The following is a 14,526-nucleotide window of genomic DNA, read 5'->3' on the forward strand; positions in this document are numbered from 1 at the left end:
TGTGTACCTGGTCTCTCCGTCAGCCGCACTCCGTCGGCGGCTGGATGTGCGGCGCGTAGCGCTTCCAGTCGGTGCGACCGGACTTGAGGTCCCGGGCGCATACTGTGCGGCGCACACGCTGCTCGTTCAGGTCCCAGAGGCGGATTGTGCCGTCGTTGGAGACGCTGGCCAGGATGTTGTCGCGAGGGTGGAAGGCGACGGCGTCGCCGTTCTGCTGGTGGCCCGTGAGCGCTGCGTGCAGCTGCCAGGTGCGGGTGCTCCAGAGGCGGATGACGCCGTCAAGGCCGATGGTGGCCAGCAGGGTGCCCCGGCGGTTGAAGGCTACCCCGCTGACTTGTTCGGGAAAGTCGACGAGCGGGGCCCGGGCGGGCTTTCGGCGCGCGACGTCCCACAGCTTGACCTGCTTGTCGGCCCCGGCGGTGGCGACGGTATGTCCGTCGGGGTGGAAGGCGATGCCGCGTACAGAATCGCCGTGCGCCCCCAAGTCGGTGAACTGGTCGGCGCCTGGGGCGGGGTGAGTGAGGTCGAGCAGCCGGACCGTCCCGTCGTCGGCACCCAGAGCGAGGACGCGCTCGTCCGGGCTGATGGCCAGGGCGCAAGGGTTACGAGTACCGATCGGGAAGTCCTTCAAGACCGTGCGCCAGGCACTGCCGCGTTCCGGTCCCCTGATCCAAAGGGAGAGATGGCCGAGGCCGATTCCGGCCGCGAGAACGCGTCCGCTGCGGCTGAGGGCGAGTCCGCAGACGTCACGCACGGTGGTGAACCTTTTGCTTTCCTTGTTGGTGGCGGTGTTCCACAGCCGAACGGTGCTGTCGTTACTGCTGGTCGCCAACGTCCGGCCGTCGCCGCTGACCGCCGTGCGGAACACACCGAGGCGGTGCCCTTTGAACACTCCGGTCCTGATTCTTCGTTCGGTGTCGAACATCCTTGGTGTTTCGTCCGCGCTGGCCACGAGCGTGCGGCCGTCGGGCAGCCAGCTGACTGAGTGCTGCGGGCTACCGTCCGCGCCAGGCAGGAAGCCCCGGGTGAGATCCCAGACAGCGGTGGTGCCGTCAGCAGAGGTACTGAGCAGCGTACGGTCGCGGTCCGTGAAGGCGATGCCCCGCACCAGGTCACGGTGTCCGGCGAGGGAGATCAGGAATTTCGCGTGGCGCACGCTCCACAGACGTACGTGGAGATCCTCGCCAGTAGTGGCGAGGAGGGTGCCGTCGCCGCTGAACGCCACGGACGACATGGCGCTGCCCACCACGGGAGTGGCGAGGGGCCTTGCCGGTTGGCAACTGGTCCCCTCGGGGCTCGTCCGCAGGTCGTTCCACACGGCGGCAAGCTGATCGTCGCCGACTGCTCCCAGGCTGCGGCCGTCCGGCGCGAAGGCCAGTGCGAGCACATTGACGAAGTCCAGTTCCCAGCCCTGGATCCGGCACGCGCCGAGCTGTTTGTAGGAGTCGGTGTCCCACAGACGAACCTCGCGGTCGCGAGGCGCGTGGCCCAGGCCCGCGGTGGCGAGGAGTGCGCCGTCGGGGCTGTATGCCACGGCCCACACCCTCGTGCCCGGCCCATCGGACGCTCTCAGTGTGATGTTGTCCGGGTGGTCCAGTTCGATCAGAAAGACCTCGGCACCGCCGTCGGCGACAGCGAGGGTACGGCCATGGGGGCGAAAGGCCAGGGACGCAACCGGGTAGGGCGATGGCGTGGGCAGGCGGCGTCCGATGCCCCGGCCTGTCCCTCTGTCCCCGGCTCCGTCCTGCTCCCACAGCCAGATCTGGCTCTCCCCTTCGGACGCAGCGGCGACGGCGCGTCCGTCGGCGGCGATCGCCAGCCGGTCAATGGTGTCCAGGCCGGTGTCCAGCGTGCGGATCGGCTGCCGGCCGGGCAGGCGCCACAGCTCCACACGCCCGGCGGTGTCGTACGTTGCGAGTGTTCGGCCGTCTGCGGACACAGCTTGCCCCCTTCGGGGAGCTGATCCGCGCGGCGGTGTCCGGCGATGGGCCAGGAACTCGGCCTGGGTGCTCAGCAGTGCGCTGCGGGCGCGCACTCCGTGGCCCAGCCGGTATGCCTCGGCGGCCAGCAGGTCGGCCGTCTCGGGCCGGCCCTGGGCACGTGCCTCCGCTGCAGCCAGGGCAAGCTGGGTCGAGCCGACTTCATCTGCCTGTCGGCGGGCCTGAGTCGCGTTGTGCATGGCCTCGCCCTTTTGTTCGAGGGCGAATCCGGCAAGTCCCGCGACCAGGAGAGCCAGCACGGTCAGAGCGCCGGTCAGGGCACGAAGTTTCCGGATCGTGACGCGTTCCGCGCGGGCCTGAGCGTCCTGCCGCTCTTCCGAGGAACGCAGAAACCCGCCTTCTGTTGAGCCGAGCGCACGACGCGTGGCGAGTTCCTGGGCGGCGGCCAGACGCACCCCCTGATACAGCAGGTGCGGATCTCGCCCGGCCTGCTCCCAGTCGCGGGCTGTGTCCGCCAACTGCTGCATGACACGCAGTTCGTCACGGTCGTCATCGACCCACTGGCGCAGACGGGGCCAGGCTCGGAGCAGGGCCTCGTGACTGATCTCCACGTGGTCGGCGTCGGCGGTCAGCAGTCGGGCCTGGGTGAACTCCTCGACCACTGTGGCAATGTCCTGTCGCGCCCTGTGGGTGGTCGACTCGAGCGCTTCAGACGGATCTGATCCCGCGCAACCCTCGCGCTTTACCGCACCGACCGATTCACCCAGTTCATCAAGTTCATCGCGTTTGACCCGTTTGCGGGTGTCGTCCTCTCCCTCGCCGACCCTGACCAGGCTCAGCAGGACCGCACGGGCCGCGCTCCGCCGCTGCGGGTCCAGCGCTTCGTAGACGCGTTCGGCCGTCGCGGCGACTGCCCGCTGGACGCCGCCCGTGAGCTTGTACCCCGCGACCGTGAGCTTGTCGCCAGTGCGGTGCTGCCATGTGGCACGCAGAGTGTGAGACAGCAGCGGCAGCGTGCCCGCATGACCTGGCCCGGAGTCATCCGTGACGGCGAGGTCGCGCAGGAGGACTTCAACCAGGCCTGGTTCCAGGCTCAGCCCCACGGCAGTGGCCGGTTCGGTGATCGCCTGCCGCAGTTCCGAGGTTGTCATGGGACCGAGGGGCAGGGAACGTCGGCGCAGTGCGGCGACCAGGGGCGGGTGAGCAAGGCAGTGTCCGTAGAAGTCGGCGCGCAGGCCGATGGCCACGGGCAGCCCGTCGGCGGCGTAGGCGCACAACTCTCGGATGTAGGCCGCGCGCTCGGTCTCGACCGCGCACAGCGTGAACAACTCCTCGAACTGGTCCACGATCACCAACGCGCGAGACTCCAGCGACTGTCTGGAGTTGTGGCCACGCAGTTCGTCCACCGGATGCGCGGTCGGGGTCAGGTACAGCGTCTCCGGGGTGCCGGGCTGCCGCGTCGGCAGGGCTCCGCGGGCGACCGCGGCCGCAAGTCCGGCACGCAGGAGGGAGGACTTGCCGATCCCGGATGGGCCGACCAGCACCGCCAGGTGCCCGGCTGCGCTCGGATCGGCCAGCAACCCCACCAGATCGGCAATGGCCCGTTCCCGGCCGAAAAACCAGCCCGCATCCCGCTCCTTGAAGGATGTCAATCCCGGGTACGGGCACACCCCCGTACCCGGTCCGGCTACCCGGGCGAGTAGCGCGCCGCCCGCTTTCAGCGCCTCGTCCACAGCGCGGGCGAACGGCTCACTGGGGCGCTGAAGATCATTTTCCAGACGACTCAGATACCCCTTGCTTGTCCTCAATCTCTCGGCCAGCGCCCCGAGCGACAGACCCTCGGCGGTGCGCCTACGCCGCAACTCCGATCCGAAAGTGATGCCGCCGTCCTCGCCCGACTGCCCCATGCCCGCCTCCCGCCAGCGCTCTCGGAACTCCCGTCGCGATCAACGACCCACTGAACCAGCGGTGACGCCTCGCCGGGGCGTGACCTCCGGGAGCGGAATCGAACCAGCTCAGACACGGTTTCCAGGTACCCGGACGAGCAGGAAACCGGCAACCCCTTCCGCCCCTGGACCGTGCCGCCGAAACATCGATCACGACGGGCACCACCGCCCGACGCACGATCACGGCACCGGGCCGTGGTCACTCAACATGGGAGGACAACGTGACGCGCTCCAAGACCCTCACCCCCCGCCGGCTGCTGGCCACCGCCGCGCTCGTGGCGGGCCTCGTGGCACCGCTCGCCGCTCAGGTACCGGCAGCGGAAGCGGCTCCCACCGGCCGGGCAGACTGCAAGGTCGGAATGCTCTGCCTCTGGGACGGCAATAACTACACCGGTACACGGTGGGAGGTGCCGCTGTTCTGCGGCGAGTACCGCTGGCTGTCGGCCATCGACAAGGCATCCTCGATCTACAACCGGACCGGCAACCGCCCGACCCTGTTCGACGAGGGCAACCAGGTCCCCCGTATGTTCACCCTCAACCCCAACACCTGGGTGCCCGACCTGAGCCGTTTCCCCAGCGGGCGCAACAGCGACAACCGGCTGGACCAGGTCTCCTGGGACTGCTGAACCGACCGCGCGCTGAGAGGTAACTCCTGTCCACCCGGCGCGCTCGTCCCTCCGGTAACCGAGCTTCTCCTCCGAACGGTTCCCGGAGGGACACCCGCCGGCTTCAACCCCGGCAAGTAATCCCGGACCACTCCGCCAGGACATCGACGTTGAGGAGTTCGAGGCGTACGACCTGTCTCCGGAAGAGATCTCGGGCCTGAGACGGTGGGCCCAGCGATGGGTCAGCGACCTCGAATATCGATTGCACACGGCCATCGACGAGTTCGACGCCTGACCGAGGTTCGGCAGAGCGCGGCTGCACCCACGCCCATCACGCGTAGCCTCCACCTCGGCGTGCCCGAGCACGCTCTTGCTGAACACATGCTCACCGGGCGTGCCCCCGGGCCGTAGGTGTCCAGTCGCCCGCCGGCGACGCCGACCGCCGCACGGCGGGGTGTTGCACGAGCGACCGCCTGTGAAACGCTCCCGCCCGTCGGGCTGACGCGGGAGCAGGGACGGTGTGCCTGGGGACCGGCGGGGTGCGAGCGGTGCCAGCGTGTTTGCGGGTGGCCGTCCCATCCCGCATGTCGGCCTCGGCGCCGCGGTGCTCCAGCACGAGCCGACGACGCTCGCGCGGGTTGGGCACGAGCTCCGGAGGGCGCCGCCTACCCGGCAAGGTGGCAGCCCCGGTGCACACGGAACGGGACGGCAACCTCCTTGAACGCCGATCACGTCGGGAAGGGGCCATTGTCCTTCGGGACCCTCGTCGCTCTGCGGCGCAGCCCCGGGGTGGCACCTGCCTGGGCAGGCCCGTGGCCTGTGCGACGGGCCTTCTTCTGCCCGACTGAAACGTCACCCGTTGGGGCTAGTCCGGGTGGCTTCAGGCAGCCGGGGGTGAGGGACTGGAGAGCACCCTTCCGTCCCCTGCCAGCTTTTCGCTGCCCTGAAAGACCGAGGTGATTGCGGGTGACCCCCAACTCCAGCACTCCCGTCAACGGCGACTACTACGACCCGAAGGACCTCACGGCCACCACGACCTACCGGACCGACGGCTCCGAGATCCTCCACGGCATCTCCCTGCGATGGACCACCGGAGGCAACTCCGGCGGTGACACCACCCCGCCGGACTGGGACGACGGCCGGGCTCCGTACCCGCACGAGTACGAGGTGTGGCTCAACGGACAGCCCGCCCAGACCCTCTATCTGGACTGGCCGACCTGGTGGGGCGGCTGGAAGCTCGCCGCCAACCACTGGGTCACTCTGGGAACCGATCCGGACGACACCTACCGGGTCAGCATCCGGGCCCGGCGCGGCGACGGCAGCTGGAGCCCGCTCTCCGAGGAGTGCACCGTGCCCGGCCGGTCCGACGACCCGTACCAGCCGATCCCCGTCGCGGTGTCCGACGACCGCAGCGGGGACGTCGCGCAGCCCATGCACGGCAACATGGCCGACCCGCCGGGCCGCTCCCTGCTCGCCCTGAAGTCCGCGGAAGGCGGCGGGGGCCACGCCTGCACGAGCGCCTTCTGCGACCAGGTCCGTGCGGCCTGCGCTCCGGACGTCTGGTGGTCGGAAGTCGTCCCCGGCAAGGAGCGGATGTGCGCGGACTACCCGTGGAACCGGCACGGCCACTACCTCGAGTACCGGAAGTTCAGCACCGGCAGCAACGACGGCAAGGTGGCCTCCGCGGGCAACCCCCGCTTCGCCGGCCTGGACCTTGCGGGTGACTGGCCCACCACCGCCCTCGACGCCGGCGCCCAGGACCTCACCTTCTCCTACGAGCACACCGCCAACCACGTCGGACCGACGTGGACGTACCAGTTCTTCGTCACCAGGGACGGCTGGAACGCCTCAGCCCCGCTGTCCTGGGCCGACCTGGAGCCGACTCCGTTCATGGTGGTCGTCCACGGCCGCGACCCCGAACAGGCATGGACCACGGCGGCGCTGGCCGAACGCAAGAGGGGCCGCCACGCGATCGTGAACATCTGGGGCGGGCACGGCGGCGTCTGCACCACCGGCAACCCAGAAAGGTGCTGCGACCACGTCGACCAGGAGCAGCAGATGACCGGTGAGTTCTTCGTGTCCGTCTCGGACGTCGTTTTCGAATGATCTGACGGGGAGCCGCGCTCTGCCCGGCTTCGGCACCGCGGGCATACCGTGACGAGCGGGAACCAGCTGGCCTGAAACCGGACTCGATCACGCTCACACTCTCACTCCCGGACCCCGCCCCGGCGCCACGCCGGGGCGGGCCGCACACAGTGACACCCCCGGCGTGGGCGGCATCGGCAAGACGCCCGTGTCCCGGACGCTGGAGGCAGCGCTCGCCGACGCCGGACGCCGCCCCTCCCAGTGGGGCGCCGCGGGCTGGCCGGCCGACGGTTCCTGCCCGTACGCATCGACCTCGCCCGCTCCGCCGGCACCCACTTCGAACAGATCGTGCTGACCATCCGTGCGGCCCTCACCAGGGCCGGGCGTCCGCTGCCCGCCTTCGATCTGGCGCTGCGCCGCTACTGGGAGGCCACCCACCCCGGCGAACCGCTGGAGGAGTACCTGCGCCGCGCGGGACTCGGCTCCCGCTTCGGCCAGGCGCTGCCGCAACAGATGCAGTCCGCGCTCGCCGACGTCGCCCAGGCGCTCATGCTGCCCGGGACCATCGGCTCGACCGTCGGCCAGGTCACCGGCGCCCTCACCAGCGCGCTGCGCGAACACCGCCAGACCGTCCGGGCACTGCCCGGCTGCACCCGGCTCGCGGACTGCTCGAGGCCGAACCCGACCTGGACGCCCTCGCCTTCCAACAAACCACCTACGACGAAGCAACTGCGTGGTCGCACCACGCCCACCCTCAGCCTGCTTGACACTGGGCCTGCCTCGGCTGCAAGGACACCTCACGGTTCCCGGAAGAGGACTGCCTGTCGAACATCCGGGAGAAGGCCAACGAGCACGCCGGCCCCTGCCACGCGATCCCGTTGACGTGACCGCCCGCCGCCTGCGTAGCGCCGTCCTGCTGCCGGCCGCGATGCCGCAGCTAAAGCCCGTGGCGGTGTGGCAGTGGGTCCGGCATTATCCCCGTGTGATGGTGATGCAACCCGTTCTGGAGATCTTCGCTGCCGACGACTTCGCGCTCTGGCCGGTTGGCGAGCAGGAGTCGTACGGCTATCTCGTTCTGGACGGGGAGCTGACTCCGGCGGAGGTCGGCACGGCGGTGATGCGGATCGCCGACTGCAACGACTTCGAGCCGGAGGAGGAGCACGGGCCGTGTCCGACCGACCCGCTCGGCACGTTCCTGCACGGGCTGCTCACCATGCCCGACCTGTTCGCCGCCGGCGGGTTCCGGGTGACCGACAACGCCACCGACACCGTCTTCGTGGAGCCGGGCTGCTGCAGCGGCCTGGAGACCTGGCGGGACTGGCTGGAGGTGCTCGACGGCACCGGCTGCTCCTGCTTCGGCCACGACCCGTCCTCGGTGGCCGAACGCGTCGGCGACACCGTCCGGCTGACTCTCGACGCCCACGCGAAGGACGGCAGCCCGGTGATCGAGCTGCCGGTAGACCAGGTACGCACGCTCGTCACCGGTGCCGAGCAGGACTTGCGGGACTTCCTCAGCCTCGCCGGAACCTGGGCCGGACAACACCTGCCGGCACACGCCGCCGCCGTCACCGCCGCCCTGGCCCGGGCACTGGGCCTGGGGCCCGCACAATGACCAGCTTCCTGACCCACCGAGCGCGCGTGCACGACGCCCGCCTCCCCCTCCGCCGCCGGCACAGCGCGCTGCGGACCTGCATCACCCTCTTCGCGCCCTACGGCTTCCGGGCGACGTACCACCACCTCACGCTCAGCGCCGCGATCCCCCGGCACCTGGAGGCGGATCCGGACGCGCTACTGCGGGCGGTGGAGGAACTGCATGAGGCGCGGGTGCTGTGGCTCGCGCGGGCGCAGGAGTACTCCGCGCAGCGCCGGGCGGAGAAGCGGGCCGGACGGCGGGCTGTGGCGAACCCGCGACCGTGGTGGCTGCGCAGCAGGTGGGAGGGTCCGGACCGCGCCTGGTACGAAGACCCGTTTCGCCACCCGTCGCTGCGACTGTCCGAGTACGTCCGGCGACAGAACGCGATTCTGGACGGCGTCGATCTCCCCGGCTGCCCGGCCTGCGGGGACAGGGGACCGCTGGAGCCGAACTCGACCGGGCACGGCTGGGTCGAGCTGTGCCGTGGGTGCGCGTGGGCCCCGATGCCATGTCCGTGCGGGCAGCGACACCGGCTCGTGCCGGAGATCCCGTACGGCTGGAACGAGATCTGGCAACGGGCGCACATGAGCGATGACGGCACGCCGAACCCACACTGGCCCGCGCGCTAGCCAGTTGGATGCGGCACGGCGAACGCTCGGGAAGCCAGATCCCGTCAACCACGGCGAACCCGCGCTGGGACCTCGCCGCCGACGAGGCCGAGCGCCAGGCCCTTCTCGGCCTTGCCGGGGACTGCCCTGCCACCCCCGTCAGCTACGGGCCCGCGTCCGCCTGACCGGCACGGCACACCGTTCCTCGGCTCTTCCGAATGGACCGGAGGACGGCTTCGTGCACGTCTACACCCCGGCGGACGCGATGCGGGCCGCCGTCCTCGCGGTGATGCTGGCCGGCCACGACCGCGTCAACTTCCTGATCACCGACAAACACCCCGGTCCCTCGTTCCCTCCGGACCCGTTCCGCGACGAGCTCACCGACGGCGCCGCCGTCTGGCCCCACCTGAGCCACCGCGGCCAACCGCACCTCATCCTCTCCTCGGCCGCGGACATCCCGGCCCGCGGGTTGACCGCCGCAGTCACGCTGCTTCGCCGGTCGCATCCCGAGATCAAGATCCGCTGTCTGCATGTCAACGACCTCTCGGCCCTCGGTCCGGCCCCGCACTGGCCCTACGCTCTTGATGAGCGGACTTTCACCCGCCTGTTCGGCACCGATACCCCCGTCCTGATCGCCGTCCCCGCCCACCCTGGCACCGTCCGCGCGCTGCTGGCCGCCCGCGGCGAGACCAGCCGGTTCCACGTCGTCGGCTACCGGGAGCCCAGCCGCCCCTCCACCCCCCACTACGCCCGCTTCCGGCCCGGCTACGACCCGGCCCTCTACGACATGCTGGCCGCGCGCTTCGCCCTGGACGGCACTCAACGCGTCCTGGGCCTGGGCACCGGCATCCTCGCCCTCCCCCTCGCCAGGCTCGTCGGCCGCGTCACCGCCATCGCCCCCGAGCCCGGCATGCTCGAAGAGGGCCGCAAGCCGGCGGCAGACCGCGGAATCACCAACATCGACTGGTGCCAGGGCGACTCCGCCATCCTGCCCACCATGGGCCTGGAACCGGTGCGGCTCACCGTGATGGGCGCCGCCTTCCACTGGATGGACGGCGACCAGACCCTTCGCGACCTCGACCAACTCGTCGAAGCGAACGGGGCCGTGGTCCTCGCCTCCGGCGGCGCCCCCGGAGACATCGAGCCCGCCACCTGGCTCCAGGTCATCGCCGACGTCCGCACCCACTACCTCGGGCCCGAGCGCCGGGCCGGCTCCGGCACCCACTCCCACCCCAAGGAACGCCACCAGGACGTGCTGGCCCGCTCCCCGTTCTCCAACGTCGAGACCGCTCGCTGGGACCGCACGCCGTCACCCGCACCCTGGACGCGGTCATCGGCCTGCAGTTCTCCTACAGCTACTCCAGCCCCGCCCAACTCGGCGACCACAAGGACGCCTTCGAACGCGACCTCCGACAGGCCCTCACCGACTTCAGCCCCGCCGGCACCTTCACCCGGCGGACCGGCCGTTGCCGGCGTCGCTGAGGTGCTCGGCCGCTTGGATCGCACGTAGGACTGTCCCAAGCCACCGGCTGGCGGATGCAACCCTACCGAGCGGCCGAACCGCCGCATCCGCTGCCCCGCGCGGATCGTTGTGCTCCGTTGCCCCGCGCAGGTCGTTGTGCTCCCTGGCTCCGCCGCCGACCGGCGGCGCGTTGTCCGGTCGATCACTTGCAGAGCCAGCTGACGAGGGCTGCAGCGATTCCGTGGCCTGACGTTCTATCCGCACGTGGCGTCGGTCCGCTTCACCCCGTCCATGTCCCGGCCGCCCAGGAACCGGCCAATGCCGAACATGACAGCTTCGGCGGTCTCCTCAACCTGCCGGTCGAACTTCGTCTGCGCCATGCCGTCCAACGCCCTTCGTACGCAGGTGTGCGTGGGACGCGAGGGTGCCGCCGGCAGCGGTCACTCACGCCCGGAAAGGACGCTAAACAATCAACTTGCGGAAGGACTCCGGCGCGGAAGCAGCAAGGCTCGTTGGCGAACGGATGTGACGACGCAGCACAGTTGGCACATCAGCACGTCTGTCGGCAAACGCCGAGAACCTGGTCTTCTGCATCGCCCATGTGACAAGGGCTGAGGGGGACCCGCCTATGGTTCGACGATGTGCCGCAGATAGGTGTGCGGGTCGGCGAGATAGCGGCGCCAGTGATCCACGACGCCGAGCTCCCGCCAGGCGACCCTCCGCATACCGTGCTCGCCGACCTCGATGATGTCCGCGCCCGGCAGCGCGGTCAGCAACGGGGAGTGCGTGGCACAGATGACCTGGCCGCCCTCCTTGGCCAACCGGTCGATGTGCCCGATCAGCTCGAGGCACGAAGAGAAGGAGAGCGCGGCCTCCGGCTCGTCGAGAACATAGAGCCCGGCGTGAAGGAACTTCCCGCGGAACGCCGCGAGAAAGCCCTCACCATGGCTGACACAGTCCGGCGAGAACCCCTCCCTGCCCAGGGCGTCTCGCGCGGTCTCGGCACGCAGGAAGAAGCCCTTGCGGGCTGACCAGCTGGTGGCCATACGGCGCCCGCGCCCCGAGGCGGCGTCGAATTTCATACGCTCGCCGAGGGTCGACCTGCCGCGCGGGGAGGCGTAGCGCCAGTCGTGGGAGCCGCCGTAGGAGTCCAGGCCGAACCCCTCCGCCAACGCCTCGACCAGGGTCGACTTCCCCGAGCCGTTCTCACCGACCAGAAAGGTCACCGGTGCGGTGAACCGCAGCCCTTCGTCGAGCAGCTGTCGGACGCAGGGCACCGACCAAGGCCAGGCTTCCTCGTCGTACGAGGAGAGATGGACATACGCGCGTTCGACAATCACGCAACCAGTGTCGCCTGGACTCGGACAGCGTACGTGCACCGTGTAGCCGGCGTCAGACCTCGCGTTCGTTTCCGCCCGGGCTCCGATCAGTCACGCAGCCGTTCCCATGCGTTGCGAGGCGGTGCCCGCAACGCCTCCAAGCCGAACTCTGCACGCTCGAGTCGGCAGAATCCGTCAACTGTGTCGAGCGGCCACGACGATGGTCCGGCTTGCCAACCAATACTCCAGCTGTAGATCGCTCTTGTGCTGGTGGCGCCTACGTTCTCCGCGGCTTGCGAGGCTTGCGCGGTCTGCCCCAGCTGCCGAGTGGCCGGTTCCGGTCCTGGGCCGGCGCCGCCGCCTCGAACTGAGCCTTGCTGGTCACTGCTCGTGGTTCAGGTACGAGCGTGGTCGCAGTCGATCGCCACGGCACAGCCGAGGCCCAGCCGACCAGGGGCATGGTCTCGTCGTAGTGCGGAGCGAACTCCGCGACGGTGATGGTGGGCACCTGATAGTTCAGGCTGCGGACATGTTCGATGAACGCGTCCGGCAGCGAAACATGGTGGGTTTCCACGTAGTGCGGGAAGTCCTGGCGCCAGAGCCAGGTGCCGTCGGTCACCAGTGACGAGCACCCCGGAGAGTGCCGGTGGGCGCTCCCGGTGATGGCGTCGTGTCCAGCTTCCATGACGTCGATGAGGACGTGGCCAACGTCCAAGTAGGCCACCAGTGCCGCCTCATCCGACTCGCCGACGGGCCGGACGGCATCGCGTATCGATCCGTTCGGGTTGGAGCGGTCGTCCAGTTCGTCGTAGAAGCCCAGCAATCCCAGCACTGCCTCTCCTTCGACGAGCGTCCCATCCTGCTGGCACTCATAGATGCGGCCGCCGTTGGTCATCGGCGTGTGAAGACAAACGATCACTCGGTGGCCGCAGGGCACAGCGTAGACGCTGCCCCACTGGCAGGAAGCTTTCGAGGGCCTGATGGACCGCATCGCGGGCAGGTTCGCCCGGGTCGAACCTCGTCGCCGAATGCGGCACCTGGTGCTGGGACACCTCGCGCACCTGCCGCGGAAAAACACCGCCTGCTCACACGACCGCAGCCGGGCCCTGAGCTCCGGGGCCAGCCGCGGAGCCGCGGACCGGACCTCGAAGCCGTCGAGAACATCCACGCGAATTCGGACCGGGCACTGACGGTCACCGCCGCGCAGCCCGGCACGACCATCCGATGGTCCACTCTCTGCACGCGTCCCTGCAGCGTGCGGCCCGGCCGTCCCAGGATCCGCACCACCGTGGCACCCTGCAGCACCGCCGGCTCCCCGATCGTCTGCACCCCCAGGGCACGAAGCGTCTCGGCCTGCGCCCGCCGGATCCCGTACAACTCGCCGACCGGAGGGGGCCCGAGGAAGTCCGCGGTGTCGGACGCCGGCACGTGAAGGACGCCGCTCGCCCCGCACACGAGGACGCCATGGCCGCAACGCTCCACCGAAGAGGCGTCGTGTCAGGTGCCCTTGGTGAGGAAGTCGAGGAGGATCTGGCGGCTGGTCTGTGAGGTGAGGCTGCCGTAGGCGTCGTCGAAGGCGTGCTCGGCGAAGGGCAGTTCCTTGAACGTGGTGTCCACGTCGTCGGCTCGGAGCGATGCGGCGAAGCTCTTGATGGTTTCGGGGCGGGCGCTGCGGTCGCGGTCGCCGACGACGAGCAGCGTGCGTTGCAGTCCCTTGCGGATTTCGGTGGTCGGGGAGACCTCGCGGTAGCGCTGGGGGTATTGGACGGGGGTGCCGCCAGTGAAGAGTTCCGCGGCCTCGCGGCTGCCGGAGACGTCCGCCTTCCACATCTGAGTGACGTCTGTGCCGGGGTAGAAGCCGACGACGGAGGCCGGAGGTGTGGGGGTGGGACCTTCGGCGGCGCGGATGGTGCCGTTCTGGAGGCGGTAGGCGGTGTTCATGGCGAGGGTGCCGCCGGCCGACATGCCGCCCATGGAGATGCGGGAGGTGTCGATTCCGTACTTGTCGGCGTGGTCCTGTATCCAGCGCAGAGCGGACAGCAGGTCCTGGGGGGCGGTGTTCCAGGTGGGCCGGCCGGGGGCGGCCAGGCTGTAGTCGACGGCGATGGTGGCCACACCGTGGTCGGCCAGCCAGCGTCCGGTACCGCGCAGGTCGCTCTTGTCGAAAGTGTGGAAGCCGCCGCCGTGGGCGAGGAGGATCGCCGGCGCCGTGGTGTTCCGGCTGTGTCTGGGCAGGTACAGGTCCGCTTTGAGGGTCTGGCTGTCGCGGGTGGCGTACACCTGGGTCGTATCCGGGTGGGTATCGGGGTAGGCGATCTGGCTGAACACCTCGCCGAAGGAGGCCGTCGCGCCCGCCTGCTGCGCGGCGCTGAACTGGATGCCGCCGATGGTCAGCGCGGCCACCATGGACAGTGTGGTGACCGTGGTGAGGACGCGGCCCCAGCGCAGCAGCCCGCTGCGCCAGGCCGTGATTCCCAGGAGGGTGTCGGCCAGGGCGAGGATGGCCATGTGGAAGGGGTACTGGCCGCCGAGGACCGCACCGATCACTCCGGCTTTCGGGATGGCCGGAAAGTAGGCTCCCAGCATGATCGTGGCGGTCAGGAAGGCCATGACGGAGGCGATCACGGCGACCACGACGCGCAGGTTTCTCCGCACCTTGCCGGGAAGGGCGGCTGCTGGTGACGTTGCCGGGCGTCGGCTGGTGAACATGGTGGTGCTCCTCGGAGACTGAGGTATGGGAGGCGGATCGTGCCTCCGCTCGGTACACCACGAGACTGGCTTCCCGGGTCGCGACTCCGCGTCCCCCGCCGGAGCCAACGTGCTGCGTAGCTCTCCGGTGCTACACGGTGCAGGTGGAGGGCCGCCGTGCAGGTTGGGCCTCGGTCGCGGCGGCGGGGTGTCGGAGCCGAGGGTCCCGCGACTACGTCG

General features: G+C 69.7%; 11 protein-coding genes. 6 read left to right on the forward strand and 5 right to left on the reverse strand.

Annotation, left to right across the window (positions count from 1 at the left end; translation table 11 throughout):
* Window positions 1-19 precede the first annotated feature (19 nt).
* The gene (locus ABZ725_RS42765) at window positions 20-3,847 is read right to left on the reverse strand and encodes a helix-turn-helix domain-containing protein (protein ID WP_358807770.1); all 3,828 of its coding nucleotides are present in this window, start codon (window positions 3,845-3,847) and stop codon (window positions 20-22) included.
* A 260-nt stretch (window positions 3,848-4,107) separates the two neighbouring features.
* On the opposite strand from ABZ725_RS42765, the gene ABZ725_RS42770 reads away from it, so the two are divergent.
* The 6 genes from ABZ725_RS42770 to ABZ725_RS42795 all read left to right on the forward strand — a co-directional run bounded on the left by ABZ725_RS42770 (window position 4,108) and on the right by ABZ725_RS42795 (window position 10,327).
* Entirely contained in the window at window positions 4,108-4,512 is a 405-nt protein-coding gene (locus ABZ725_RS42770) for a peptidase inhibitor family I36 protein (protein WP_358807771.1), read from the forward strand.
* Window positions 4,513-5,457: 945 nt separating this feature from the next.
* Window positions 5,458-6,597, forward strand: a complete 1,140-nt coding sequence (locus ABZ725_RS42775; protein WP_358807772.1) for a lytic polysaccharide monooxygenase auxiliary activity family 9 protein — start codon at window positions 5,458-5,460, stop codon at window positions 6,595-6,597.
* Between the two features lie 240 nt (window positions 6,598-6,837).
* Complete coding sequence (locus tag ABZ725_RS42780) at window positions 6,838-7,458, forward strand: hypothetical protein (RefSeq protein ID WP_358807773.1); 621 nt, start codon at window positions 6,838-6,840, stop codon at window positions 7,456-7,458.
* 103 nt (window positions 7,459-7,561) lie between these two features.
* Window positions 7,562-8,188, forward strand: coding sequence for a hypothetical protein (locus ABZ725_RS42785; RefSeq protein ID WP_358807774.1), 627 nt, complete (start codon window positions 7,562-7,564; stop codon window positions 8,186-8,188).
* A complete protein-coding gene (locus ABZ725_RS42790) occupies window positions 8,185-8,838 on the forward strand; it encodes a hypothetical protein (protein WP_358807775.1) in 654 nt (217 codons plus the stop codon). The genes ABZ725_RS42785 and ABZ725_RS42790 overlap by 4 nt, the downstream gene beginning before the upstream one ends.
* 217 nt (window positions 8,839-9,055) lie before the next feature.
* Window positions 9,056-10,327, forward strand: a complete 1,272-nt coding sequence (locus ABZ725_RS42795; protein WP_358807776.1) for a methyltransferase domain-containing protein — start codon at window positions 9,056-9,058, stop codon at window positions 10,325-10,327.
* 206 nt (window positions 10,328-10,533) lie between these two features.
* Here the strand turns inward: ABZ725_RS42795 and ABZ725_RS42800 are convergent, their stop codons facing one another.
* The 4 genes from ABZ725_RS42800 to ABZ725_RS42815 form a co-directional block, all read right to left on the reverse strand.
* Window positions 10,534-10,659, reverse strand: coding sequence for a hypothetical protein (locus ABZ725_RS42800; protein ID WP_358807777.1), 126 nt, complete (start codon window positions 10,657-10,659; stop codon window positions 10,534-10,536).
* 246 nt (window positions 10,660-10,905) lie between these two features.
* Window positions 10,906-11,619, reverse strand: a complete 714-nt coding sequence (locus ABZ725_RS42805) for an AAA family ATPase (RefSeq protein WP_358807778.1) — start codon at window positions 11,617-11,619, stop codon at window positions 10,906-10,908.
* Window positions 11,620-11,875: 256 nt separating this feature from the next.
* Entirely contained in the window at window positions 11,876-12,493 is a 618-nt protein-coding gene (locus ABZ725_RS42810; RefSeq protein WP_358807779.1) for a hypothetical protein, read from the reverse strand.
* 602 nt (window positions 12,494-13,095) lie between these two features.
* Window positions 13,096-14,307 carry an alpha/beta hydrolase gene (locus ABZ725_RS42815; protein ID WP_358807780.1) on the reverse strand — a complete coding sequence of 404 codons (1,212 nt, stop codon included), beginning with the start codon at window positions 14,305-14,307 and terminating at the stop codon, window positions 13,096-13,098.
* Window positions 14,308-14,526: the final 219 nt, after the last annotated feature.

The sequence above is a fragment of the Streptomyces sp. NPDC006872 genome, assembly GCF_040635845.1.
Lineage (GTDB): Bacteria > Actinomycetota > Actinomycetes > Streptomycetales > Streptomycetaceae > Streptomyces.

What these genes read in the sequence shown, in the direction of transcription:
- ABZ725_RS42810 (WP_358807779.1), bottom strand. Translation starts at nt 12,493, where the DNA reads ATGACCAACGGCGGCCGCATCTATGAGTGCCAGCAGGATGGGACGCTC.
- ABZ725_RS42815 (WP_358807780.1), bottom strand. Translation starts at nt 14,307, where the DNA reads ATGTTCACCAGCCGACGCCCGGCAACGTCACCAGCAGCCGCCCTTCCC.
- ABZ725_RS42785 (WP_358807774.1), top strand. Translation starts at nt 7,562, where the DNA reads ATGGTGATGCAACCCGTTCTGGAGATCTTCGCTGCCGACGACTTCGCG.
- ABZ725_RS42765 (WP_358807770.1), bottom strand. Translation starts at nt 3,847, where the DNA reads ATGGGGCAGTCGGGCGAGGACGGCGGCATCACTTTCGGATCGGAGTTG.
- ABZ725_RS42790 (WP_358807775.1), top strand. Translation starts at nt 8,185, where the DNA reads ATGACCAGCTTCCTGACCCACCGAGCGCGCGTGCACGACGCCCGCCTC.
- ABZ725_RS42800 (WP_358807777.1), bottom strand. Translation starts at nt 10,659, where the DNA reads ATGGCGCAGACGAAGTTCGACCGGCAGGTTGAGGAGACCGCCGAAGCT.